We start from the raw sequence: 24,239 nt of genomic DNA, 5'->3' as shown, positions 1-24,239 counted from the left end.
CGCGAGGTGCTGCGGGACCTGTCGTTCACCGTGGGCCCGGGGGAGGTGCTGGCCGTCCTCGGCACCAACGGGGCGGGCAAGAGCACCCTGCTCAACTGCCTGGCCGGCCTGCTCGCGCCGTCGGCGGGCACCGTCCGGTTCCGGGGCGAGGACATCACCCGGCGCCCGGCGTGGTCACGGCCGTCGCTGGGGATCTCGCTGGTCCCCGAGGGGCAGCAGACGTTCCCGGCCATGACGGTCGAGGAGAACCTGTGGGTCGGCGGGCAGGCGTCCGCGGGCGCCGCGGCCCGGCTCACCGACAACGTCGAGCGTGTCTACACCCTGTTCCCCCGGCTGGCCGAGCGGCGGACGCAGGCCGCGGGCACGCTGTCGGGCGGGGAGCGCCAGATGCTCGCCGTCGGCCGGGCCATGGTGTCCGAGCCCGTGCTGCTCATGCTCGACGAACCCTCGCACGGCCTCGCGCCGCTGGTGATCGAGAAGATCGCCGACATGGTCGACCTGATCGCCGAGACCACGGCGCTGCTGGTCGTCGAGCAGAACCTGCTCATCCCGACGCAGTGCGCCTCGCGCGTGCTCGTGCTCGACCACTCCCGGATCGTCCTGTCCGGCCCGGCCGACGAGGTGCTCGGCTCGGACCTCGTGGCGGCCACCTACCTCGGCGCCGACGTCGAGCCGACGGGCGGGGGAGCACGGTGACGGTCGAGGCCACCGCCGACGAGGACCTCCTCTCCGAGGGGCTCAACGCCGATCCGTACCCCTACTTCGCCCACCTGCGCCGCCACGAGCCCGTCGCCTGGAACGGGCGGCACCGGGCCTGGCTGGTGACCCGCCACGACGACGTCCGCGCGCTCCTGCGCGACCCCCGGCTGTCCTCGGACACCATGACCCCGTTCGTCCAGCGGCGGCTCACGGCCGCGCAGCGGGAGACGATGGCGGGCACGTTCGCCCTGCTCAACGCGTGGATGGTGTTCCAGGACCCGCCCGACCACACCCGGCTGCGCAAGGCCGTGCAGCGCACGTTCACCGCGCGGCGGGTCGAGATGCTGCGCGAGTACAGCACCGGGCTCGCGCGCACCCGGATCCGCGAGCTCGTCGATGCCGGCGCCCCCGTGCTCGACCTGCACAACGACTACGCCGAGCACCTGCCCGCCGTGACGATCCTGGAGATGCTGGGCATCCCGCTGTCGGACCGCGCGCACTTCGCCGCGCTCGCCGGCGAGATGGGCGCGCTGATCAACGGGGTGGTCAGCGAGCCCGACCGCGCCGAGCGCGCCGACGCCGCCGTGACCGGGATGGTCACCTACCTGGAGGACCTGATCGCCTCCGGTGCCGCACAGCGCGGGGACACGCTCCTGGCGGCCCTGCTCGACGCGGAGGGCGAGGACGGCGCGCTGAGCCGCGCCGAGGTGATCGCCACCGCCGTGCTGCTGCTCGACGCCGGGTTCAAGAACACCGTCCGGCTGATCACCAACACGCTGCTGGTGCTGCTCGGGCACCCGGCGGAGCTGGCCCGGCTCCGGGCGGGCGAGGTCTCCGCGGGCGACGTCGTCGAGGAGGCGCTGCGCTTCGAGGGCCCCGGCAAGCTGCTCGTCCGCTGGGCCCGCGAGGACCTCGCGCTGCACGGCACCGTCGTGCCCGCGGGGCAGCGGGTGTTCCTCGTGCAGGCCTCCGCCAACCGCGACGCCGACGCCTTCGCCGATCCCGACGCCTTCGTGCCCGGCCGGGCCGACGTCCGCAGGCAGGTCGCGTTCGGCCACGGGATCCACGCCTGCCTGGGCGGCCCGCTCGCCCGGCTGCAGGCCACGGTGGCGGTCGCCGAGGCGGTCGCCGTGCTGGGGCCGGACGCGCGCATCGCCGAGGCCCCGCGCTGGCAGCCCGCGCTGCTCTCCCGCAACGTCGACGCCCTGCGGGTGCACCCGTGACCGCGCCCGACCCGCGCCCGCACCTGGTGGAGTCCGGGGGCGAGTGGCGCCTCGCCGGGCACCGCTGCACGGCGTGCGGGTACCGGGTCGCGTTCGCGCGGCCGTGGTGCCCGCTCTGCCGCGCCGCCGTCGAGCCCGCCCGGTTCGGCCCGGCCGGCACGGTCTGGGCGAGCGCCGTGCAGCGCATCCCCGTGCCCGGCCTGGACCCGCCGGTCGTCTTCGCCTACCTCGACCTCGACGACGGGCCGCGCTGCCTCGTGCAGTGCGCCGTCGACGCCGAGGACCCGCCCGCCCCCGGGGCCCGCCTGCGCCTGAGTGGCGTCTCCGCCACGGGCGACCCGCTCGCCGGACCGCTGGAGGCACCGTGACCACCGGAGGGACCGTGACCGCGCACGTGTACGGCGTCGGCACCTCGGCGTTCGGCAAGCAGCCGGAGCTCTCCGCCGCCGAGCTGGGCTGGCGGGCCGTCACCGAGGCGGTCACCGACGCCGCGCTGGACCCGGGCGTCGAGCTCGACGCGGTGTACGTGGGCAGCGTCCTGGGCGCGCCCGGCGTGGCGCAGCGGACGCTGCACGGGCTCGGCATCGTCGGCGTGCCGGTCATCGCGATGGAGAACGCGTGCGCCAGCGGCACCACGGCCTACCACGAGGCCGTCGCCGCGGTGGAGCTCGGCCGCTACCGGACCGTCCTCGCGCTGGGGATCGAGCAGCTCTCCACGCTGTTCGGCGGGGCCATCCACCCGGAGGCCTCCGACCCGGAGGGCCGCGCGGGCCTGGCCCAGCCCGGGCACTACGCGCTCACCGCGCAGCGCTACCTCGCGCTGGGGCTGGTGACGCCCGAGGAGCTGGCGCACGTCGCCGTCACCAGCAGCCGGTACGCCGTGCACAACCCGCGCGCGCAGCACCGCAGGGAGATCGACGTCGACCGCGTGCTGGGCTCCCGGATGATCGCCGACCCGTTGACGCTGCTGCAGTGCTGCTCGGTCTCCGACGGTGCCGCCGCCGCGGTCGTCGGGGCACCGCGCGGGGTCGCCCGCGACGTGCCCGTGCTCAGCTCGGTGCTCAGCTCGGGCGCGCTGTGGGACTACCGCGACGCCGAGGTGCCCGCCTTCGGCTCGATCCGGGACACCGCGCAGGAGGCCTACCGCCTCGCCGGCGTGGGGATCTCCGACGTCGACGTCGTCGAGCTGCACGACGCCTTCACCATCGGCGAGATCGTCGGCATGGAGGCCCTCGGCATCGCCGGACGCGGGGAGGCGGGGGCGATGGTCGCCGCGGGTGACACCGGGCCCGGCGGCGCGCACCCGGTGAACCCGTCCGGCGGCCTGCTCGCCCGCGGGCACCCGCTCGGCGCCACCGGGCTCGCCCAGATCGCCGAGATCGTCTGGCAGCTGCGCGGCGACGCCGGCGGCCGCCAGGTCGAGGGTGCGCGGATCGGCCTCGTCGAGACGATGGGCGGCGGCGTGTCCGGCATCGACGCCAACGCCTGCCTCATCACGCTGCTGGGCGCCCGATGACGTCGACGACGCCGGGGGCGCCGACACCGGTCGACGACCACGACGCCGACCTCCGGTGCGTCGGCCGCTGGCCTGACCTGCACGCAGCCGATCCCACGAGGGGGCACCGTCCCGCAGTGATGGACGTCCGCGGTGACGTCAGCTGGGAGCAGTTGGCCCGCCGGGTGGCCCGGCTCGCCACCGGCCTCGGCCGAGCGGGTATCGGGTCCGGCGACGTCGTGGTCACCTTGCTGAGCGGCAGCAGGGAGTGCGTCGAGCTCGCCCTGGCCTGCGCACGTGTCGGTGCGGTGATCGCCCCCCTCGGTCACGGCCGGTCGGCACCGGAGCTGGGCAGGGTGATGGAGCTCGCTGGCCCTCGGTTGTTCGTCACCGATGACGAGCTGTCCGACCTGGTCGCCGAGGCCCGGGACGGTGCTGCCGTCGACTTCCCGGTGGTGCGGGTCGGGCGTCGGGGGCCGGACGGGTATGACGCACTCCTCGCAGACACGGGGGACCTCGACGGGTACCGCGCACGGATCAGGTCGACCGATCCGCTGTGGATGGTCGTCGCCGGAGGTCCGGGCCGGCGGCCGAGCGCCCGCTTCGTCTCCCACCGGGCACTGGAGCAGATCTCACCCGGGAACCCGGCCGCCGGGGCGCACCCGCTGGTGCTGGGCGCGATCGACGACGACGCGCGGGCGTTCCGGGCCATCGTGTCCCAGCTCGCCGTCGGAGGAACTGTCGTGCTGCCGCGCGCGGGATGCGCGCGTCGGACCGGGGCCGTCGTGCCCGGCGAACGGACGGAGGTCGGCTGAGATGGCCCTCGTGGTGGCAGTGGACGGGCGCGCGCCGGCGATCGACCCCGCGGCGCTGCTCGCACCGTCGGCGACGGTGGCGGGACGCGTGCAGCTCGGATCCGAGGTGAACGTGTGGTACCAGGCGGTGCTGCGCAGCGAGGAGGACGACATCATCGTCGGTGCGCGCACCAACCTGCAGGACGGAGTCGTCGTGCACACCGACGCCGGGCACCCCGTCGTCATCGCCCACGACGTCCAGGTCGGTCACGGGGCCGTGCTGCACGGCTGCACGATCGAGACCGGCGTCCTGATCGGCATGCACGCCACCGTGATCAACGGCAGCCGCGTCCGCAGCGGCTGCGTCGTCGCGGCCGGCGCGCTCGTCCTGCCGACGCTCGACGCCCCCGAGGGCTGGATGCTCGCCGGCGTGCCGGCCCGCGCCGTCCGGCCGACGACCGAGGTCGAGCGCGGCTGGCTCGCCACCGGGTGCGCGGCCTACGTCGACCGCGCCCGCCGGCACGGGTTCGGCCCGTCGTGACGCCCGACCCGTGCGGCGTCGGCGTCCGCCTGCCCACGTCCGACCCGTTCGGCGACGGCGCGCTCCCCGTCGTGGAGGCCGCGGTGCGCGCGGAGTCGGCCGGCTTCGACGCGGTGTGGGTGGGCGACCACCTCGCGTTCCACGCCCCGATCCTGGACGCGCTCGTCACGCTCGGCGCGGTGTCGGCGGTGACCCGCCGGGTCGGCGTCGGGCTGGCGGTGCTGCTGCCCGCGCTGCGGGAGCCCGTCGCGCTCGCGAAGCAGATCGCCACGCTGCAGGTGCTCTCCGGCGACCGGTTGCTGCTCGGGGTCGGGGTCGGGGGCGAGAGCCCCGCGGAGTGGGCCGCGGCCGGCGTGCCCGTCACCGGGCGCGGACGGCGCACCGACGTGTTCCTCGACGCCCTGCCCGGCCTGCTCGCCGGGCGGCCGGGCGTGCTGCCTGCACCGCACGACCGGCCGTTCCCCGCCCTGACCCCCGCAGCGCCGCTGCCCGCGCTCGTCGTGGGCGGGCGCAGCGACGCCGCGCTGCGCCGCACGGTCCGCCACGGCGCCGACTGGCTGGGCATCTGGTCGAGCCCGGAGCGCGTGCGCCGCACCCGCGACCGGCTCGACGAGCTCGCCGCGGGCGCCCGCCGCCCGCGGATCGTGCTCGACGTCTTCGTCGCGGCGGGCCCGTCCGCCGACGACCGGGCCGAGGCGCAGGCGTTCCTCGCCCGCACCTACGGGGCGGAGTCGGGCGCGGCCATGCACCGCCACCTGCTGGCCGGTGACCCCCGCCGGATCGCCGAGGACCTGGCCGCGTACCGGGCCGTGGGGGTCGACGGGTTCGTCCTCACGCCCGCGGCCCGCGACCCGCTGCGCGCCATCGAGCACCTGGCGGCGGCCACCGACGGGGTGCCCGCGTGACCCCGGTGCGGGTGGAGCGGCGCGGCCCCGTGCTGCTCATGACCCTCGACCGGCCCGAGGCCCGCAACGCCATCGACGCCACCGTCTCGGCCGCCCTCGGTGCCGCGCTGGAGCTGCTCGACGGCGACCCGGACCTGCGGGTCGGGGTGCTGACCGGTGCCGGGCCGGCCTTCTGTGCCGGGGCCGACCTCAAGGCTGTCGCCGCGGGCCGGCCGCTGAACGACCCCGACCACGAGGAGTGGGGGCTCGGGGGGTTCGTCCGGCACCCGGTGGACGCCCCGCTCATCGCGGCCGTCAACGGTGCCGCGCTGGGGGGCGGCACGGAGCTGGCCCTGGCGTGCGACCTCGTGGTGATGGCCGACGACGCGGTGCTGGGCCTGCCCGAGCCCCGTCGCGGGCTCGTCGCCGGGGCGGGTGGGTTGCTGCGGCTGGGCCGCCAGCTCCCGCCGAAGGTCGCCGCGGAGGTGGTGCTCACCGGTGCCCCGATGCCGGCGGCCGAGGCCTACCGGTTCGGCCTGGCCAACCGGGTCGTGCCGCGCGGGCAGGTGCTGGCGGTGGCGCTGGGGCTGGCGGCCGAGATCGCCGTGAACGCCCCGCTCGCGGTGACGACGAGCAAGCGCCTGCTGGGGCTCAGCATCGACGGAGATCACGACCAGGATGCCCTGTGGCGGTACAACGCCGCCGCGGTGGCCGAGATCCTGGCCAGTGCCGACGCCGCCGAGGGAACGGCGGCGTTCGCCGAGAGACGGAGTCCGCGCTGGTCCGCGGGCCCCACGACGCAGGAGGACCCGTGACCGGACTGCCCCCACTGGAACGCCGGACGCTCGGCGCCGCCTTCGACCGGGTGCTCGACGCCCGGCCGGACGAGGAGGCCCAGGCGGGGGAGGACGGCCGCTACACCTTCGCCCAGGTGCACGACCGCTCACTGCTGATCGCGGGCGGCACCGCGCGGCTCGGCGTCGGGCGCGGCGACGTGCTCGCCCTCATGCTCGACAACCACCTCGACAGCATCCACACGTGGTTCGGCCTGTCCCTGACCGGCGGCGTCGAGGTGCCGATCAACACCGCCTACAAGGGCGAGTTCCTCACCCACATCCTCAACGACTGCGGCGCCACCGTGCTGGTCTGCGAGGAGCGCTACTGCGAGCGGATCGCGATGGTGCTCGACGACCTGCGGCACCTGCAGACGGTCGTCGTGCGCGGCGGCACGGGGGAGGCGCTGGCCGGCACCCGCCTGCGCCGCCTGGAGTTCGCCGAGCTGCTCGACGGGCCGGCCGCGGCCCGCGTCGACGTGCGCCCGGACGAGCTGATGGCCTACATGTACACCTCCGGCACCACGGGCGCGTCGAAGGGCGTGGAGCTGACCCACGCGCACGGCTACACCTACAGCTCCCGCGAGGACGCCGAGCGCCCGCACCGCCGCGACCGCATCCTCGTGACGCTCCCGACGTTCCACCTGGCCGCCCAGGGGTTCGGGATCTACCAGGCCCTCGTCGCGCAGGCGTTCGCCTACCTCGCGCCGGGGTTCTCGGTGAGCGGGTTCTGGCCGCTGGTCCGCCGCGAGCGCATCACGATGACCACGATGCTGGGCGCGATCTCCGAGCTGCTGCAGCAGCAGGCGCCCGGACCCGACGACGCCGACAACCCGCTCGAGCTCGCCATCATGGCCCCCCTCGCCAGCGACATCGACGCCTTCCGCAGCCGGTTCGGCGTCGGCCTGATCCCGGTCTACGGGATGAGCGAGATCGGTTGCGTGATGACCTCGGCCCCGGAGGACACCATCCCCGGGGAGGCCGGTTCGTCCCGGGGCAACTACGACCTGCGCCTCGTCGACGAGGACGGGCGCGACGTCCCGGACGGGACGGTGGGCCAGCTCATCGTCCGGCCGCACGTGCCGCACACCGTGCTGGCGGCGTACCACAACCTCCCGGAGAAGACCGCCGACACCGTGCGGGACGGGTGGGTGCACACCGGCGACGCCTTCACCCGGGACGCCGACGGGCACTACCGCTTCGTCGACCGGATCAAGGACGCGCTGCGCCGCCGCGGAGAGAACATCTCCAGCTTCGAGCTGGAGGCGGCGATCAACCAGTTCCCGGACGTCTACGAGAGCGCGGTGGTCGGCGTCCCGTCGCCGGAGTTCAACGAGGACGAGGTGAAGGCCGTGGTCGTGGTGCGCGAGGGCGCACAGGCCGACCCGGTGGAGCTGACGCGCTTCCTCATCGACCGGGTGCCCTACTTCATGGTGCCGCGGTTCCTCGAGTTCGTGCCCGAGCTGCCCAAGACGCCGACGATGAAGGTCCGCAAGGCCGAGCTCCGCGACGAGGGCGTCCACGACCGCGTCTGGGACCGCGAGGCGGCCGGCATCACGGTCACCCGGCACTCCTGAACCCACCCGCCCCACGAAGGGACCCACCGATGACCGAGGACCGACCGCGTGTCGCGCTCGTGGACGGCTGCCGAACCCCGTTCGCCCGGGCGCGCCGAGAGCTGCGCAGCAGCAGCCCGCTCGACCTGACGCTGGGCGTCGTCAAGGCACTGGCGCGGCGGCACGACCTGAAGGGCTCCGACATCGGCACCCTCCGCGTCGGGTCGGCGCTGGCCTACCCGGAGTTCAGCTTCCTGGCCCGGGAGACCGCGATCCGCCTGGGGTGGACCACCACGGAGGCGTCCTCGGCCGAGTACGCGTGCGGCACCGGCCTGCGCACCGCCGTCGACGCGGTGCTGGAGCTGACCAGCGGCGACGCCGAGGTCGGCATCGCCGGGGGAGTGGAGTCGACCTCGCAGATGCCGCTCGCGACGAACGCCGCGGCGCGGGAGTTCGTCGTCGGGTCGATGAAGGCGGGGCCGGAGCAGCGGCGGGCGATGCTCGACGCGCTGACCGCCGCCGACGTCCTGCCGCCGCCGCCCGCCTTCACCGAGCCGTATTCGGGCGTCTCGCTCGCCGAGTACGCCGAGCGCCTCGGCGGGCAGTGGTCGGTCGGCCGCGAGGAGGCGGACGCCTTCACGCTGCAGAGCCACCGCCGGGCCGCGGCAGCGCGCGACGCGGGCCGGTTCGCCGGGTCGATCGTGCCGGTCGACGGGCCCGGCGGCACCCTCGACCACGACACCGTGCCCGACGCGGACCTCTCGGCGGAACGGCTGGCGCAGGCACGTCCGCTGTTCCCGGACCTGGGCGGGCTCGTCACCGCGCCCTCGGCGTCGGCGGTGACCGACGGCGCGGCCGCCGTGCTGGTCGCCACCGAGGAGGGCTGCCGCCGCCACGACCTGCGGCCGCTGGCGTGGATCCGGTCCTGGGCGTTCACCTCGCACGACCCGCAGGACGGCGTGCTGCTCGGCCCGGCGTTCGCGCTGCCCGTGGCGCTGTCCCGGGCGGGGGTGAACCTCGCCGACCTCGGCGTGATCGACCTGCACGAGGCCTTCGCGGCGCAGGTTCTGGCCAATCTCAGGGCGCTCGACTCCACGGACTTCGCGCGCCGGCACCTCGGGCGCGATGAGGCGGTCGGGGCGGTCGACCCGGCGGGGATCAACCTCTGGGGCGGCTCGATCGCGCTCGGGCACCCCTTCGGCGCCACCGGCGGCCGCCTGCTCACCCAGCTGGCCCACGGCATGGTCGCCGCCGACGCCGAGCTGGGCGCCACCGCCATGTGCGTCGGGGGCTCCCGCGGGGTCGCGGTGGTGCTCGAACGCGCGGACTGACCGGCGTCAGGGGCGGGCCTCCACCAGCCGCAGTGCGAAGTCGGCGTGCTCGCGCGCGACCTGCTCGGCGCCCACCGGGCCGGAGGTGCGGAACCAGGTGATCAGCGCGGTGCACAGCATCACCACGGCGCGGGCGGACTCGCGCGGGCGCGCGGTGGCGAACCGGGCCTGCCGGACCCCGCTCTCGACGACGGAGTCGAACAGGCCCTGGATCGCGCTGCGGTCGCGGGCGATCTCCCGGCGGCTGGCCGCATCGAGGTGGCGGAACTCGGTGAACGCGACCGTGGCGATGTCGTTGCGCAGGGTGTTGCACAGCGCCAGCGCCTCGGTCATGCGCGCGAGCCGGACGTCCGGCTCGTCGGACCCCGCCGCCGCGGCGCGGACGTGGCGCAGGGTCTCCCGGGCGGCGACGGCGACCACGATCGCGAGCACGTCCTGCTTGCTCGCGTAGTGGTAGTACAGCGCGGGGGTCGACACGTCGGCGCGTCCGGCGATGTCACGGATCGTGGTGCCGTGGTAGCCGGCCTCGGAGAACAGGCCCACGGCGGCGGTCAGGACGGGGTCCAGTCGCAGCGGGGGGAACTCGCGCCACTCGGCGGGGTGCGCGCCGATGAGGGCGTCGACCCGCTCGGAGCGGCCCTGCGTCCGCGAGGAGGGCACGGGGTCCGGTCCCTCCGCCCGCCCACGCGCCGGGTCGGCACCGAGCAGCTCCTGCAGCCCGACGTCGAGGGCGGCCGCGATCTCGGCCAGCCGGACGGCGCTCACCTGCGTGCGCCCGATCTCCAGCTGGCTCATCGTGGTGGGGCTGACGCCGATCCGGTCGGCCAGCGCGCGCAGCGACATCCCCGAGCGCTCGCGGACCGCGCGGACCCGGTCGCCGATGTCGCTGCCGCTGCGCGTGTCGCTGCGCGTGTCACGGCCGCCGCGCGCCGCGTGCGGGGAGAGCGACCGGTCCGGCCTGGCCATCGGCGCAGACTACCCGGGGTGCGGCCGCCGCCGGTGGGCCGTGCGGGTCACCGGGCCCCGGCGCGATCCGGCGCGGCGTCGGCGTACCAGCGCTGGTACCAGCGGCGGAACTGCACGAGCGCCTCCTCCGACGGGTGGGTCGCGAACGGCTTGGGGCGGTAGATCTTGTTCTCCCAGATCGGGATGTCGTCCTCCCAGGCGTCGAACGCGGCCCATCCCATGGTGCGCTCGATGTGCTCCTCGGGATCGCGCCCGTCCTCGAAGGCCACGCTGTGCACACCGATCAGCCGCACGACACCCTCGTCGGTGGGGGTGGCGTAGAGGCGGTTGCGCAGGATCCGCCCCTTCGCGCGGGTCTCGTTGAACGCCATGCCGGGCCCGTGCACCGCGGTCACGTTGCTGTCGGCCCGGCCGGTGATCTCGAAGGGGACCGGCTCGCCCGCCGCCCGTTCCCCGACCTCGCCGTCGCGGATGCGCAGGTCGAACCAGATGCTGTCGCCGTCCTCGCGGGCCGCGACGTCCATGACGTTGGGGAACTTGTGGATGTAGCGGAAGTGCGCGCCGTCGGCGGTGTTCTCGCAGATCTCCTGCGGGTGGCTGCGCACGGTCCACTCCCGCGAGCGGTGGGCGAACCCGGTCCATTCCAGCGCGGGCACCTCGGAGGTGGGCGGGAGGCCCTCGGGGTGGAACCAGACCAGCACCGCCTCGTCCTGCTCGCGGACGTGCCACGGCGCGACGGTCACCCGCATCGGGCGTTTCTCGTAGGGGATCCGGACGCACCGCCCGGAGCCGTCGTACTCCCAGCCGTGGAACGGGCACACGATCGACTGGCCGTTGACCCACCCGCCGACCCCCAGGTGCGCACCCAGGTGCATGCAGTAGGCGTCGTTGACGCGGACCTGCCCGCCCGCCGTGCGCCAGACGACGATGTCGTGGCCGCACAGCCGACGGGCGACGACGGCGCCCGCCGCGACCTCGTGCGCCAGTGCCACCGCGAACCAGCCGTGCGGGAAGGCGGGGAGTGCGGGGTGCGTCATGCGTCCGTCCTCGGTGTGTGCGGTCCTGCGTTCATCATCGGTTCCCGAGTGATCGCTCGGCAGAACGCTAACACCCGCACCGGTCCGAGCGCATCACCCGCTTCGGGCCGGGTCCGCCGGGGTTGACACGGACCGGCGCCGCCGTTCTACTGTGACCCGGCCGAGCGATCACTCGGCGGCGATGACTAAACGCCGTGTGGGTCCCGACCACCGCGGGAGGAACGACATGACGCCATGCAGCGGGCTCGCCGTCGCCGAGAACGGCGGCACCGACGACCTCTTCCGCGTGGGCTGGTGGGCCGACTTCCACGCGGCGAGCGCGTCGCGCGGGGACCGCCCCGCCGTGGTGGACGCGCACGGCGCGGTGTCCTGGGCCGAGCTGGCCGCCCGGGTCCACCGGGTCGCGGAGTCACTGCACCGGGCGGGACTCGGGCGCGGCGACGTCGTCGTCACCGCGATGCACAACGGCCGGGAGTGCATCGAGCTCACGCTCGCCTGCGCCCGGATCGGCGCCGTCATCGCCCCGGTGAGCTACCGGCAGGTGCCCCGCGAGCTGCGCCACGTGATCGAGCTCGCGCGGCCCCGCCTGCTCGTCGCCGACCGCGACCTCGCCGACGTGGTCGCCGAGGCGTCCGCGGGCGCGGCGCACCGGGTCGTCCTCGTCGGCGACGACGGCCCCGGCGGGTACGCGGCGCTGACGACCGGATCGGGGACCGCGCCGGCGGAGCCCGCCGGACCGCTCCCGGTGCCCGGGCCGACCGACCCGCTGTGGTTCGCGTTCACCGGCGGCACCACCGGACGCCCGAAGGCCTGCGTGGGCCGGCACCGGACGCTGCTGCTCAACTGGCTGCTGACCTCGCAGGAGTTCCCGATCACCGGCGACGACGTGCTGCTGCTCTGCGCGCCCTACTACCACTCGCAGGCGTTCATGTTCACGATGCACCACCTGATGGTCGGCGGCACCGTGGTCGTCCAGCGCGGCTTCGACCCGGCGGAGGCGCTCGCCGAGATCGCGCGCTCGCGGGTCTCGGTCCTGGTCATGGCGCCGACGCTGTACGAGATGCTGCTCGACGCCCCGGCCGCCGCCACGGCCGACCTGTCCTCCGTGCGCACCATGGTCACCGCGGGCGCGCCGCTGCGGACCTCGACGAAGGAGCGGATCCAGGCGACGTTCCCGCACGGCGGTCTGCACGAGTACTACGGCTCCACCGAGATCGGCTTCGCCACGATCCTGCCGCCGGTCGACCAGCGCCGGAAGACCCGCTGCGTCGGCCGCCCGTTCTTCGGGATGACCGTCGCCGTCGTCGACGCCGACGGTCGGGAGCTGCCCCCCGGCGAGGTCGGCGAGGTCGGCAAGCGCGGCCTGATGATCGCCCCGGAGTACCTGGGCGACCCGGAGGCCACCCGCGCGCAGTTCCGGCCCGGCGGCTGGATGACCGCGGGCGACCTCGGCTACGCCGACGAGGAGGGCTACGTCCACCTCGTCGACCGCACCAAGGACGTGATCATCAGCGGCGGGGCCAACGTGTACGCCACCGAGGTGGAGGACGTGATCGCCCTGCACCCCGACGTGCGCGAGGTCGCGGTCGTCGGCGTGCCCGACCGGAGGTGGGGCGAGCTGGTGAAGGCCGTGGTCGTCGCGCGGCCGGGCAGCGGGCTCACCGGGCCGGACGTGCAGGCCCACTGCGCCGCCCAGCTCTCGGGGGCCAAGCGTCCCCGCCTGGTCGAGCTGCGCGACGACCTGCCGAAGAACCCGGTGGGCAAGGTCGAGAAGTCGGCCCTGCGCTCGGGGCACTGGGCCGAGCACACCTGATCGCACGAGCACGCCTGATCCACGAGCACGCGGCACCCGAGGACGAACGGAGCAGGACCACCATGGACCGACGACAGGACCGCACGGCGTGAGCGACCAGGTGTGGCCGGCCCAGATCGCGGTCGAGACGATGCAGGCACACGGCGTCCGGGCGATGTTCGGGCTCACCGGCGGGCACATCCAGGCGCTGCAGGACTTCGCCTACCGGGGCGGCATCGACGTCCACCAGGTGCGCCACGAGCAGGCCGGGGCGCACGCCGCCGACGGGTTCGCCCGCACGACGCGCACCCCCGGCGTCTGCTTCGGCACCGCCGGGCCGGGCATGACGAACATGGTCACCGGCATCTACATGGCGCACCTCGCGCAGAGCCCGATGGTCTGCCTGCTCGGCGGGCACAAGCTCCGCGAGAGCGGGCGCGGGTCGCTGCAGGAGGCCGACGCGGAGAAGGTGCTCGGGTCGGTCACCAAGTGGACGGCGCGGTGCACGACGCCGGAGCAGACCGGCTTCTACCTGACCAAGGCGTTCCGCGACGCGATGACCCCGCCCTACGGCCCGGTCGCGATCGAGTTCCCGCTCGACACGTTCAACTTCGAGCCGGGCAGCCGCGCCGCCCAGGTCGGGCACTCCGCCGCCGTGGCGCCCGCGCTCGTCCGCCCGCGGGTCGCCCCGGAGTCGGCCCGGATGGACGAGATCGCCGACCTCCTCGCCGCCGCGGAGCGGCCTCTGCTGGTCGCGGGCGACAAGGTGCACTGGGACCGGTCCGGCCCGCTGCTGGCCGCGCTCGCCGAGCGCGCCGCCCTCCCGGTGAGCCTGCGCCGGATGGCCCGCGGCGCGATCGACGAGTCGCACCCGCTCGTCGTGCCCGCGGCCGTCCGCAAGCCCCTGATCCGGGACGCGGACCTGGTGATCCTGCTCGGCCTCGACGTCGGCTACTTCGAGAGCTTCGGCACCTGGCGCACCGGGGCCCGGTTCGTGCAGGTGAGCAGCGACCCGGGGGAGTTCGCGCTGCACCTGCCCACGTCGGTCGAGGTGCAGGCCGACACGACCAGCGCGCTGGAGGGCCTGCTGGAGCGGCTCGGCGACGGGCCGCCCGCCGCCCGGCCGGACTGGACGGGCCGGCTCACGGCCGCGCGCGCGGCCTGGCGGGCCGGCCTGGACGAGGAGGCCGGGCAGCGCTCGGCAGAGCGGCCGATCCACCCGCGCACGCTGGCCGGTGAGCTCTCGGGCGGCCTGCTGCGCGACGTGCCGGTCGTGCTCGACTCCTTCACCGGGTCCAGCTTCCTGAGCGAGCACCTCGCCCTGAACGCCGGTGCGCAGATGCTCGACTCCGGCTACTCCGCCGCGGTCGGGCACGGCGTCGGCATGGGCATCGGCGCGGCCGTCGGCACGGGCGGGCCGGTGTTCGTGATGATGGGCGACGGCGGCATCGGCATTGGCGGCGGCGACATCGAGACCTCCGCCCGCTACGGCCTGCCGGTCGTCTACATGGTCTACAACGACGGCGGGTTCTGCGCCGGGCTGGAGAACTACTGCTACGGCAAGGACTTCTCCCTGCTCGGGCCGAAGGCGCGCGGCGGGTTCAACTTCACCCCCGACATCCGCTACGACCGCATGTACGAGACGGTCGGCGCCCACGTCGAGCACGTGACCGAGCCCGACCAGATCCGCGGCGCGGTGGAGCGGTCCTTCGAGTCCGGGCGCACGGCCGTCATCGACGTGCAGGCCAGCCGCGACGTCGCGCACCCGCTCTACGACAGCGCGTACGCGAAGGAGATGTTCTGGCACCTTCCCCGCGAGGAGATGCAGGAGCCGGCCCGGGCGCAGCACGTCGACCACCACTACCCGAAGTTCCATTGATCGCTGGTGAGGGAGCGGCGCGCCGTCGTGGATCCTGAGCGTTCCGCGGAACGGTTCGTCGGCACTTCGGCAGGGGGGCGCCGGAGCATCCGTGCCCCCGCACTGGTCTGTGGGGAACCCGGGGTGGTCGCCCCGTCCGGTGGCTCGAAGCGCATCCGGATCGAACCGGCGCCGCGAGACTCTCGATGGTCCCACCTGGTCACGGTGGGTCCGTCCGGGTAGCTCGTGATCCACGCCCTCCTCGTCGGGGTGGCGTCGCGGTGGCGCAGCCGCGGTCGCTCGAGCCCCCCGACCGGCGGCTCGACCGGAGGATCGTGCTCTGCACCGGCTCCTGGCACGACATACCGCCGCAGCTGGGCTGCGGTTCGGGGCACACGGCCTGGCGGCGGCCTGCGGGCCCGGCAGGCCCCCGGCGTGGGGGGCCGCCTGTGCCGACTCGTGCTCGACGGACCGTCCGATGCCGCCATGTTGGACTGACGGCCCGCCTCCTGGCCCCGCACCGCCCGCCTGTCGGCCCGGCCCGACGGACCGCGAGGTCGGTCGGGGAGACTGGGGCATTGCCCGCCCTCCCGATCTGGAGCCGTCGATGCCGCAGGGAACCGTCCGTTGGTTCGACGCCGAACGGGGTTTCGGCTTCCTCGCGCCCGAGGACGGCTCGCCGGACGTGTTCGTGCACGCCTCCGAGGTCGTCGGGGACGGCGGCGCGAAGGTGCTCCGCGAGGGCCAGGGCGTCGTGTTCGAGGTGGGCGAGAACGATCGCGGGCCCCAGGCGCTGCAGGTTCGCGTCACCGCCGACGCGGCCGTCGGCAGCGCCGTGGGCCTGCTCGGCACGGTCACCTGGTACGAGCCGGGCAAGGGGTACGGCTTCGCGTCGCCGGATGGCGGCGGCGCCGACATCTTCGTGCACAGCTCCGCCATCGTGACCGGCGGCGTGGTCACCGAGGGGCAGCGGGTGGCCTTCCTGGTCGTCGAGGGCGAGCGCGGCCCGCAGGCCGGGAGCGTGATCCCGCTGGGAGCGGGGGCGGGCCTACCCGCTGCGACCGGCACCGCGGACGGTGCCGACGGCACGGTGGCCTGGTACGACGAGGGCAAGGGCTTCGGGTTCATCAGCCCCGACTCCGGGGTCGGGGACGTCTTCGTTCACGTCCGGGCTCTGGTCGAGGGGCTGACGTGGCTCGCGGAGGGTGACCGCGTCGCCTATGAGGTGGTCAGTGGGGACAAGGGTCCGCAGGCTCGCGGGGTGTACCTGGTCCGGGGTGTCGAGCCCGGGGTGGCGTCGCAGCGGTCGGCAGCTGCTGTGGCCGCAGGGCCGGTGTTGCGGGATGTGCCCGCGCGAGGTGGCGAGGGCGTCGTCGCGCGCTACGACGGCGACCGCGGTTTCGGCTTCATCACCCCGGATGCGGGCGGTGACGATCTCTTCGCCCACGTGTCGGTGATCGTGGGGTCGGGGCCGTTGGAGAAGGGTGACCGGGTCCGGTACGCGGTGCGTCAGAGCGACCGGGGCCCGCAGGCCGACCGTGTCGAGCGCCTCTGAAGAGGCGGCCCCACCGACCGCTGATCATCTCCTCCCTCGTCGTGACGGGGAGCCCGTGTCGACCCGACCTCCGCTGTTCGACCGAGAGACACGGTGAACCGTCCGGCGGATCACGTAGCGGCCCGACGGGTGTTCGCGAGGACCGGGCGGCCCCCGCCGGATCGGGCGGCGGCTGCTGGGTTCTGTCTCACGGAGCACGCCGCCCGCGGGTCGGATGGTGCGGTCACGAGGTGTCCCCGTCCGATCAGAACAGCACGCTGCGGTCGTGCGGATGGTCGAGCCGGGTGCTGCGTACGTGCTCGTCGGGTGCGGCGACGACGGTGTCGGGGTTGACGACCAGAACGGTGACCGGGCTGCGGCGCAGCACCTCGCGGCTGGTCGACCCGAACAGGTCCCGCGGGTAGGCGCCGTCGCCGTGGGTGCCCAGCACCACCAGCCGGCACCCCTCGGCCGCCCGCAGCAGCGACTCGGCCGGGTTACCGTGCACGACGCTCACCTGCACCGGGACCTCGGGGAACCGGACGGTCCACGGCCGGAGCTCGCCACGCAAACGGTCCCGCACGGCGACGTCGGCCGCCTGCTCGTCGCCCGGCGAGCGCGGCCCGGTCACGAACCGGGCGTGCAGGACGATCACCCGTCCGCCGTGCCGGCGGGCGTCGGCGAACGCGACGGAGAGCGCGGCGTCGTCCCTGTGGAGCCCGTCCTCACCGAACGTGTCGACGCCGACCAGGACGGGCCCCCTCGGCGGGACCGGGCCGCCGCGGACCACGGCGACGGGGCAGGGGGCGCGGCCGCTGACGTCGAGGGCGACCGACCCGACGAGCGGCCCGCCCGCGGAGTCACCGCCGCCCATGCCGACCACCAGCAGGGCCGCGTCGCCCGCCGCGTCGAGCAACGAGGCCGCAGGGTCCTGCAGCGACCGGGCCGTCGAGACACCGACGTCGGGGGCGGCGCGGCGGGCGACGGTGAAGGCACGGGCGAGGATCTCCGGGACCGACCGCGTCGCGCCGGGATCGGCCGGCCGCGGGGCGGCGTGCACGATACGCAGGGTCAGGCCGCGCAGCTGCGCCTCGGTCGCCGCCCAGCCGACCGCGTGCAGCGCGTGCTCGCTCCCGTCCACCCCGACCACGGCGTCGTGACGGTGTCCGTCCTCGGTACCCATGCTCGACTCCTCGTCTGTGGTGTCCCGCCAGCCTGCTCGGGGCAGCCGGCCGCGGGCAGGACCACTCGGCCCGACCTCACGGGTACTGCGACCCCTCCGCCCCGCGATCCGCCGCCCCGGCGGCCGTCTCCTCGGGGCGTGACAGGGCCCGGACGCACGGCGTGCAGGTGCCGGGCCAGCACCGTCCCGACGACGACGGCGAGGAGGGCGACGACCGGCACCCTCGTGGCACGGCGATCGCGGGCGGCTCCACGTTCATCCAGCGCAACATCGTGGCCGAGCGCATGCTCGGGCTGCCCAGAGGGTGATCGGGCCAGAGGGTGATCGGGCCGGAGGGTGATCGGGCCGGAGGGTGATCGGGCCGGAGGCGGTCAGTCCGTGTCCGGGAGGGTGATCGCGGTGCGCTCGTCGACCTCGAGGGCCGCTGCTGCGTACGCGTGGACGTGACGGCTCATGCGGCGCGCGGCCGCGTCCGGGTCCTTGTCCCTGATCGCGCGGGTCACCGACCGGTGTGCCTGGGCCGCGATGGCCCGGACCTCGCCGTTCACGAAGCCCTCGTTGTGCGTGACGGTGTAGATCGCGCGGGACAGGGCGAGCATGATCCCGGTCAGGATCTCGTTGTGGCCCGCGGCCGCCACGCCGACGTGCCAGTCGACGTTGGCCTGCAGGAACGACTCCAGGCTGCCGCCGGCGGCGATCGCCTCGTCGGCGTCCTCGAGGCGGCGCAGGTCGCCTGCGGTGCGGTTGAGCGCGGCGAGCCGGGCGCAGGAGGGTTCGATCGCCTCGCGTGTCTCGTGCACCGAGGCCGGTCGGATCTGGCGGCCGCGGATCAGCAGGTCGAGCGTGGTGGCCACCGACTCCTCGCCGGGGCGCTGCACGAACGCACCGCCGGCCCGGCCGGCCTTGATCCGCACCAGGCCCTGGACCTCCAGCACGCGCAGCGCTTCGCGCACGGTGGTGCGGCTCATCCGTGTCTGGACCGCCAGCTCGCGCTCGGGCGGCAGGGGGGTGCCCTCCGGGTACTCGCCGGACAGGATGCGTTCGCGCAGCTCGTTCGCGAGCACGTCGGAGGCCTTCGGCACCTCCATCGGCGACAGGCGGATCGTCGAGCGGTTCTCGGCGGCCATGCGACACCCCGTACTTCTGGTCCAAAGGTCTGACCCAAATTAGCATCACCGCACACGATGGGAACTCTCGGCCGAGCCGGGGTCGCCGGCACGCCGGTGGCCTCAGAGGGGCGGATGTGGCACCGGGGGATGTGGCGCTCGTGTCGGCGGACGCGCTGGGCGTCACCGAGCGGATGCTGGAGATGGCGGTCGAGTAGGCAGCGGCATCGGTTCGGCGTGCCGATCGGCTCGTTGCAGGCGGTGAGGCACGCGTCGGCGCAGATGCTGGTCACGGCGGGAGCGGCGGAGGCGGCCGACACCGCGCTCGGGCAGCGCGGGGCGATCGGCCACACCTGGGAGTGCGACCTGCAGCTCTACTGCGAGCGGGCCGAGCTCGACCGCGTCCTGTTCGGGTCACCGAGCGCGTGGAGCGAGCGGTTGGCGGCGGCGCTGGACCTCGTCCCCGCGGGTAGTTTTGGTCTGTCCTTTGTTAAGGTCGATCCGTGGACTTCGATCTCACGGACGACCAGACGACGATCCGCAAGGTCGTCGCGGAGATCGCCGGCACGTTCGACGACCACTACTGGATGGAGTGCGACCGGAAGCACGAGTTCCCCACCGCGTTCTACGACACGCTCGCCTCCGGCGGCTGGCTCGGTGTCACCACGCCCGAGGAGTACGGCGGCCACGGACTCGGGATCACCGAGGCGTCGATCATCCTCGAGGAGGTCGCGCGCTCGGGCGGGGGCATGAACGCGGCCAGCGCGATCCACCTGTCGATCTTCGGGATGCACCCGGTGATCCTGCACGGGTCCGAGGAGCTCAAGGCCCGGACGCTGCCCCGGATCGTCGACGGCAGTCTGCACGTCTGCTTCGGGGTGACCGAGCCCGGAGCGGGTCTGGACACCACGAAGATCACCACGTTCGCGAAGCGGGTCGGCGACTCCTACGTCGTGAACGGGCGGAAGGTGTGGATCTCCAAGGCGCAGGAGTCGGAGAAGGTCCTGCTCCTGACGCGCACGACGACGTTCGAGGACTGCGCGAAGAAGACCGACGGCATGACGCTGTTCCTCACCGATCTCGACCGCGCGCACGTCGACATCCGGCCGATCCGCAAGATGGGCCGCAACGCGGTGTCGTCCAACGAGCTGTTCATCGACGACCTGCGGGTGCCGGTGGAGGACCGGGTCGGCGAGGAGGGCCAGGGCTTCCGCTACATCCTCGACGGGCTCAACCCGGAGCGGATGCTCATCGCGGCGGAGGCACTCGGGATCGGGCGGGTCGCACTGGACGCCGCCGTCGAGTACGGCAACGAGCGCGAGGTGTTCGGCCGGCCGATAGGGATGAACCAGGGGCTGCAGTTCCCGCTGGCCGACTCCCTCGCCCGCCTCGACGCCGCGGAGCTGACGCTGCGCAAGGCCACCTGGCTCTACGACCGGGGCGAACCGTGCGGGCGGGAGGCGAACACCGCGAAGTACCTCTGCGCCGACGCCGGGTTCGAGGCGGCCGACCGGGCGCTGCAGACCCACGGCGGCATGGGGTACTCCGAGGAGTACCACGTGGCCCGGTACTTCAGGGAGGCCCGGCTGCTCAAGATCGCGCCGCTCTCGCAGGAGATGGTGCTCAACTACCTGGGCTCGCACGTGCTGGGTCTCCCGAGGAGCTACTAGATCTCCTTCCCGGACGTGTCCTCCCTCGCCGGGCGCACCGCGCTGGTCACCGGGGGCGGCGGGATCGGCGCCGCCAGGTCGCCGTGAACGCGGTGGCGCCGCCGGCTGCCACCTCGATGGCCGAGGGCATCCGCAGCAACGAGAAGCCCGCCGCGAAGACGCTGGAGCGGATTCCGCTGGGCCGAGCCCGCGGAGATCGCGGCGACGTTCGTGTTCCTCGCCTCCGACGCGGCGTCTCCATCTCCGGCCAGGTGCTCCCCGTCGACGGCGGTACGGTCATCCAGTGACTCCGGTGCTCGACCTGCGGCGCCACGTCGCCGCCGGGGACGGGGTCTGGTGGGGCCAGGCGGCCGCCGAGGCCGCCCCGCTCGTCGACGCGCTGTACGAGCAGGTCGGCGACATCGGTCCGGTCCGCGGGTTCTGCGGGATCGCCCCGGTCCGCCGTCCCCGCCCCGAGCACCTCACCGTCGTCTCCTACGGGGCGATGGGGGAGCTGCGACGGACCGCCGGGCTGGAGGTCGTGCCCGCGCACTACTCCCAGCTGCCGCGGCTGTTCGCGCAGCGGCTGCTGCCCGGCGACGTCGGCCTGGTGCAGGTGGCGCCGCCGGGGCCGGACGGCACGTGCTCGCTGGGGATCGGCGTCGACTACGCCGCCGACGCCGCCCGCTGGTCGCGCACCTTGATCGCGGAGATCAACCACCGGATGCCGCGCACCAGCGGCACGCCGGGCATCCCGCTCGACCGGTTCGCCGCCGTCGTGGAGACCGACCGCCCGCTGCCGGTGTTCCCGGACCGCGCCCCCGACGACGTCGACGAGGCGATCGCCGCGCACGTCGCCGGGCTGGTCGCCGACGGCGACACGATCCAGCTGGGCGTCGGGTCGCTGCCCGCCGCCGTCCTCGACGGCCTGTCCGGGCACCGTGACCTCGGCGTCCACTCCGGAATGATCACCGACGGTGTGCTGCGGCTGATCGACAGGGGCGTGGTCACGGGGCGCCACAAGGAGATCGACCCCGGAGTCGTCGTCACCGGTGCGGCGCTGGGCAGCGCCTCGCTGTACTCCCGCCTCGGCGACGTGCCGATCGAGTTCCGGCCCGCCGGCTACACGCACGGCGCCGCCGTGCTCGCCCGCCTCACCCGGCTGGTGTCGATCAACGCCGCGCTGCAGGTCGACCTCACCGGCCAGGTCAACGGCGAGTCGGTCGGAGGCCGCTACCTCGGCGGCGTCGGCGGGCAGGCCGACTTCTCCGGCGCCGCGGCCCGCACCGGTGCCCGCTCGGTGATCGCGCTGCGGTCCACCTCCGGCGGGGCCTCGACGATCGTCCCGCTGCTGGACGGCGGCACCGTCACCACCGCCCGCGCCGACGTCGACACCGTCGTCACCGAGCACGGCGTGGCCCACCTGCGGGGCTGCCCCCTCGCCGACCGCCCGGCCCGCATCGCGGCGATCGCCGCTCCCCAGCACCGCGAGACACTCCTGAAGGGATCGAGATGAGCAGAACGGCATTCGTCACCGGAGGTGCCCAGGGCATCGGCCAGGGCATCGCGACGACGTTGGGGGCCGTCGGCTTCCGCGTCGCCGTCGTCGACCTCAACCTGGAGGCCGCGCAGGCCACCGCCTCGTCGATCACGGAGGCAGGGGGCACCGCGCTGGCGGTGCGCGCCGACGTCACCGACACCGGGTCGGTGCAGGACGCCGTCAGGACGGTCACCGCCGAGCTGGGGCCGGTGGAGATCGCGGTCAACAACGCCGGCTGGGACGACTTCATGAACTTCGTCGACACCACCGAGGACTTCTGGGACCGCATCCTGGACATCAACTTCAAGGGCATGCTGCGGGTCACCCACACCGTGGTGCCCGGGATGATCGAGCGCGGCTTCGGCCGGGTCGTCAACATCGGGTCCGACGCCGGACGCGTCGGCTCGTCGCTGGAGGCCGTCTACTCCGGCGCCAAGGGCGGCACGATCGCGTTCACCAAGACCCTCGCCCGTGAGGTCGCGCGGCACGGCATCACCGCCAACACGGTCTGCCCCGGCCCGACCGACACCCCGATGCTGCAGGCGTTCGCCGCGAAGTCCGACGACGGCGCGAAGGTGCTCGACGGCATGACCCGGAGCGTCCCGATGCGCCGGCTCGCCCAGCCCGCCGACGTCGCCGCCGCCGTCGCCTTCTTCGCCTCCGACGCCACCGGCTACATCACCGGCCAGACGCTGTCCGTCAGCGGCGGCCTCACGATGGCATGAGCGCGGTCGTCACGGAGGACGCCGCAGACGGCGTCCTCGTCGCCTCGATGGACCTGCGCCCGGTCAACCCGCTGGGCCCCGAGACCATCGACGGGCTCGCCGCCGCACTCGACGAGGCCGACGCGCGCGACGCCCGCACCGTCGTCGTCGCGTCGGCGCTGCCCGGCTTCTTCGCCGCGGGCGCCGACATCGCGCACACGTCCACGATCGACGCGGCCGGGTTCGCCGCCTACGACGACCGGCTGCGCGCGGTGCTCGCCCGGCTCGCCGGATCCGGCCGGGTCACGATCGCCGCGGTCGAGGGCCGGGCGCTCGGCGGCGGGATGGAGCTCGCGATGGCGTGCGCGCTGCGCCCCGCTCCCGCCGTTTCGGTCTGACCGTTCGAACCTACGGCCGGATACCGGTGCCGGGCGATCGGCGTCCCGCGCGCGGGATCAGGCGTGCGCGGCGCCCGCGGTCCGCTTCGGGATCACGTGCATGACCGCCACGATGATGGCGCCCACGACCGCTCCGGCGATGGCCGAGAAGACGGTGTTGGTGAGCCAGCCGAGGAACCCGCCGAGCGGGCCCGTGGCGTCGTGCACGAGCACCTCGACGTGGTGCACGAACGCGTACGGCGGTGCGAATCCGAGGTCCTCGACGCCCACGAGCAGGATGTGCCCGCCGACCCAGAGCATCGCCGCGATCCCGACGGTGGACAGGACCGAGAGCACGATCGGCATCGCCCGGACCAGTCCGCGCCCGAGTGCGCTCACCGGTGCGGAGTCCCGCTTCGCCAGTGCCAGACCCGCGTCGTCCATCTTGACGATCAGCGCCACCGCGCCGTAGACGAGCGCCGTGATCGCCACCGCCACTACCAGCAGGATGGCACCACGGGCGACCAGGCCCTCGGACGCGACCTCGTTGAGCGCGATGACCATGATCTCCGCGGAGAGGATGAAGTCGGTGCGCACCGCACCCGAGACGACCTTCTTCTCGTGCCCCTCCGGGTCGGCGGCCGCCGTCTCGCGGGCCTCCTCCGGTGCGGGCTGGTGCCCGGCGATCAACTCCCAGATCTTCTCCGCGCCCTCATAGCAGAGATAGGTGCCGCCGAGCATGAGAATGGGTGTGAGGGCCCACGGCGCGAACTGGCTCAGCAGCAGCGCGGCGGGGAGGATGAACAGCAGCTTGTTGCGCAGCGACCCCCGGGCGATCCGCCCGATGATCGACAGCTCGCGTTTCGGCTCCAGCCCCTGCACGTACCGCGGGGTGACGGCCGCGTCGTCGACGACGACCCCCGCGGCCTTCACCCCCGCCCGGCCGGCCGCACCCGCGATGTCGTCGAGCGACGCCGCGGTGATCCTGACGAGGGCGGCCACGTCGTCGAGCAACGCGAAGAGGCCGCTCATCGGGTGGTCGTCGGCTGGGCCGATGCCGTGGTGCGCACGGCGGGGAGCCTACCCGGGACTCGTCCGGTTCGTCCCGTCACGGCACCTGTCCGTCGACGGGTCCGA

Annotated in this window: 23 protein-coding genes and 1 pseudogene; 19 read left to right on the top strand and 5 right to left on the bottom strand. The window is 74.3% G+C overall.

Annotated elements, in window-relative coordinates:
* Positions 1-21: 21 nt before the first annotated feature.
* The 10 genes and pseudogenes from I4I81_RS11010 to I4I81_RS10965 form a co-directional block, all read left to right on the top strand.
* Positions 22-696 (top strand): annotated as a pseudogene (locus I4I81_RS11010) (ABC transporter ATP-binding protein); the annotation flags it as partial.
* Complete coding sequence (locus I4I81_RS11005) at positions 693-1,922, top strand: cytochrome P450 (RefSeq protein ID WP_218605398.1); 1,230 nt, start codon at positions 693-695, stop codon at positions 1,920-1,922. The pseudogene I4I81_RS11010 and the gene I4I81_RS11005, both read left to right, overlap by 4 nt.
* Positions 1,919-2,290, top strand: a complete 372-nt coding sequence (locus tag I4I81_RS11000) for a Zn-ribbon domain-containing OB-fold protein (protein WP_218616017.1) — start codon at positions 1,919-1,921, stop codon at positions 2,288-2,290. Before I4I81_RS11005 ends, I4I81_RS11000 begins: the two co-directional genes overlap by 4 nt.
* A 14-nt stretch (positions 2,291-2,304) precedes the next feature.
* Positions 2,305-3,438 (top strand): thiolase family protein, encoded by a 1,134-nt coding sequence (locus I4I81_RS10995; protein ID WP_218605952.1) that lies wholly within the window; start codon positions 2,305-2,307, stop codon positions 3,436-3,438.
* Positions 3,435-4,232, top strand: a complete 798-nt coding sequence (locus I4I81_RS10990) for a class I adenylate-forming enzyme family protein (RefSeq protein ID WP_225924538.1) — start codon at positions 3,435-3,437, stop codon at positions 4,230-4,232. Before I4I81_RS10995 ends, I4I81_RS10990 begins: the two co-directional genes overlap by 4 nt.
* A gap of 1 nt (position 4,233) precedes the next feature.
* Positions 4,234-4,752: a gamma carbonic anhydrase family protein gene (locus I4I81_RS10985; RefSeq protein WP_218605950.1), complete on the top strand. Its 519-nt coding sequence runs from the start codon at positions 4,234-4,236 to the stop codon at positions 4,750-4,752.
* Entirely contained in the window at positions 4,749-5,657 is a 909-nt protein-coding gene (locus tag I4I81_RS10980) for an LLM class flavin-dependent oxidoreductase (protein ID WP_218605951.1), read from the top strand. The genes I4I81_RS10985 and I4I81_RS10980 overlap by 4 nt, the downstream gene beginning before the upstream one ends.
* Positions 5,654-6,451, top strand: coding sequence for a crotonase/enoyl-CoA hydratase family protein (locus tag I4I81_RS10975; protein ID WP_226363881.1), 798 nt, complete (start codon positions 5,654-5,656; stop codon positions 6,449-6,451). The genes I4I81_RS10980 and I4I81_RS10975 overlap by 4 nt, the downstream gene beginning before the upstream one ends.
* Positions 6,448-8,046, top strand: a complete 1,599-nt coding sequence (locus I4I81_RS10970; protein WP_218616016.1) for an AMP-binding protein — start codon at positions 6,448-6,450, stop codon at positions 8,044-8,046. Before I4I81_RS10975 ends, I4I81_RS10970 begins: the two co-directional genes overlap by 4 nt.
* A gap of 29 nt (positions 8,047-8,075) precedes the next feature.
* On the top strand, positions 8,076-9,356 hold the full coding sequence (locus tag I4I81_RS10965) for a thiolase family protein (protein ID WP_218605615.1): 1,281 nt from the start codon (positions 8,076-8,078) through the stop codon (positions 9,354-9,356).
* Between the two features lie 6 nt (positions 9,357-9,362).
* Here I4I81_RS10965 and I4I81_RS10960 read toward each other — a convergent pair whose 3' ends face one another.
* Together I4I81_RS10960 and I4I81_RS10955 are read right to left on the bottom strand one after the other, a co-directional pair.
* On the bottom strand, positions 9,363-10,322 hold the full coding sequence (locus tag I4I81_RS10960; protein ID WP_218605614.1) for a TetR-type transcription factor C-terminal domain-containing protein: 960 nt from the start codon (positions 10,320-10,322) through the stop codon (positions 9,363-9,365).
* A gap of 47 nt (positions 10,323-10,369) precedes the next feature.
* Positions 10,370-11,359, bottom strand: coding sequence for a Rieske 2Fe-2S domain-containing protein (locus I4I81_RS10955; RefSeq protein ID WP_218616015.1), 990 nt, complete (start codon positions 11,357-11,359; stop codon positions 10,370-10,372).
* 226 nt (positions 11,360-11,585) lie between these two features.
* On the opposite strand from I4I81_RS10955, the gene I4I81_RS10950 reads away from it, so the two are divergent.
* The 3 genes from I4I81_RS10950 (at position 11,586) to I4I81_RS31400 (ending at position 16,564) form a co-directional block, all read left to right on the top strand.
* Positions 11,586-13,172, top strand: coding sequence for a class I adenylate-forming enzyme family protein (locus I4I81_RS10950; protein ID WP_218603490.1), 1,587 nt, complete (start codon positions 11,586-11,588; stop codon positions 13,170-13,172).
* 88 nt (positions 13,173-13,260) lie between these two features.
* Positions 13,261-15,030 (top strand): thiamine pyrophosphate-binding protein, encoded by a 1,770-nt coding sequence (locus I4I81_RS10945; protein ID WP_218603491.1) that lies wholly within the window; start codon positions 13,261-13,263, stop codon positions 15,028-15,030.
* 586 nt (positions 15,031-15,616) lie between these two features.
* The gene (locus tag I4I81_RS31400; protein ID WP_218603492.1) at positions 15,617-16,564 is read left to right on the top strand and encodes a cold-shock protein; all 948 of its coding nucleotides are present in this window, start codon (positions 15,617-15,619) and stop codon (positions 16,562-16,564) included.
* A gap of 244 nt (positions 16,565-16,808) precedes the next feature.
* Here the strand turns inward: I4I81_RS31400 and I4I81_RS10920 are convergent, their stop codons facing one another.
* The gene (locus I4I81_RS10920; protein ID WP_218603493.1) at positions 16,809-17,726 is read right to left on the bottom strand and encodes a universal stress protein; all 918 of its coding nucleotides are present in this window, start codon (positions 17,724-17,726) and stop codon (positions 16,809-16,811) included.
* 161 nt (positions 17,727-17,887) lie between these two features.
* Between I4I81_RS10920 and I4I81_RS10915 the strand changes: the two genes are divergently transcribed.
* A complete protein-coding gene (locus I4I81_RS10915) occupies positions 17,888-18,034 on the top strand; it encodes a hypothetical protein (protein ID WP_218603501.1) in 147 nt (48 codons plus the stop codon).
* A gap of 63 nt (positions 18,035-18,097) precedes the next feature.
* Here I4I81_RS10915 and I4I81_RS10910 read toward each other — a convergent pair whose 3' ends face one another.
* Positions 18,098-18,853, bottom strand: coding sequence for a FadR/GntR family transcriptional regulator (locus I4I81_RS10910; RefSeq protein ID WP_218603494.1), 756 nt, complete (start codon positions 18,851-18,853; stop codon positions 18,098-18,100).
* Between the two features lie 482 nt (positions 18,854-19,335).
* On the opposite strand from I4I81_RS10910, the gene I4I81_RS10905 reads away from it, so the two are divergent.
* The 5 genes from I4I81_RS10905 (at position 19,336) to I4I81_RS10885 (ending at position 23,123) form a co-directional block, all read left to right on the top strand.
* Positions 19,336-20,502, top strand: coding sequence for an acyl-CoA dehydrogenase family protein (locus I4I81_RS10905; RefSeq protein WP_218603495.1), 1,167 nt, complete (start codon positions 19,336-19,338; stop codon positions 20,500-20,502).
* A gap of 83 nt (positions 20,503-20,585) precedes the next feature.
* Entirely contained in the window at positions 20,586-20,789 is a 204-nt protein-coding gene (locus I4I81_RS10900) for a Rossmann-fold NAD(P)-binding domain-containing protein (RefSeq protein ID WP_218603496.1), read from the top strand.
* Positions 20,786-21,997 carry an acetyl-CoA hydrolase/transferase family protein gene (locus I4I81_RS10895; RefSeq protein WP_226363880.1) on the top strand — a complete coding sequence of 404 codons (1,212 nt, stop codon included), beginning with the start codon at positions 20,786-20,788 and terminating at the stop codon, positions 21,995-21,997. The genes I4I81_RS10900 and I4I81_RS10895 overlap by 4 nt, the downstream gene beginning before the upstream one ends.
* Entirely contained in the window at positions 21,994-22,746 is a 753-nt protein-coding gene (locus I4I81_RS10890; RefSeq protein ID WP_218603497.1) for an SDR family NAD(P)-dependent oxidoreductase, read from the top strand. Before I4I81_RS10895 ends, I4I81_RS10890 begins: the two co-directional genes overlap by 4 nt.
* Positions 22,743-23,123, top strand: coding sequence for an enoyl-CoA hydratase-related protein (locus I4I81_RS10885; protein ID WP_218603498.1), 381 nt, complete (start codon positions 22,743-22,745; stop codon positions 23,121-23,123). The genes I4I81_RS10890 and I4I81_RS10885 overlap by 4 nt, the downstream gene beginning before the upstream one ends.
* A gap of 57 nt (positions 23,124-23,180) precedes the next feature.
* On the opposite strand, the gene I4I81_RS10880 is transcribed toward I4I81_RS10885, so the two are convergent.
* Entirely contained in the window at positions 23,181-24,134 is a 954-nt protein-coding gene (locus I4I81_RS10880) for a DUF808 domain-containing protein (RefSeq protein WP_218603499.1), read from the bottom strand.
* Between the last annotated feature and the right edge of the window lie 105 nt (positions 24,135-24,239).

Origin of the sequence: Pseudonocardia abyssalis (assembly GCF_019263705.2) — a bacterium.
Lineage (GTDB): Bacteria > Actinomycetota > Actinomycetes > Mycobacteriales > Pseudonocardiaceae > Pseudonocardia > Pseudonocardia abyssalis.
This window is presented reverse-complemented; position numbering and strand designations above follow the sequence as displayed.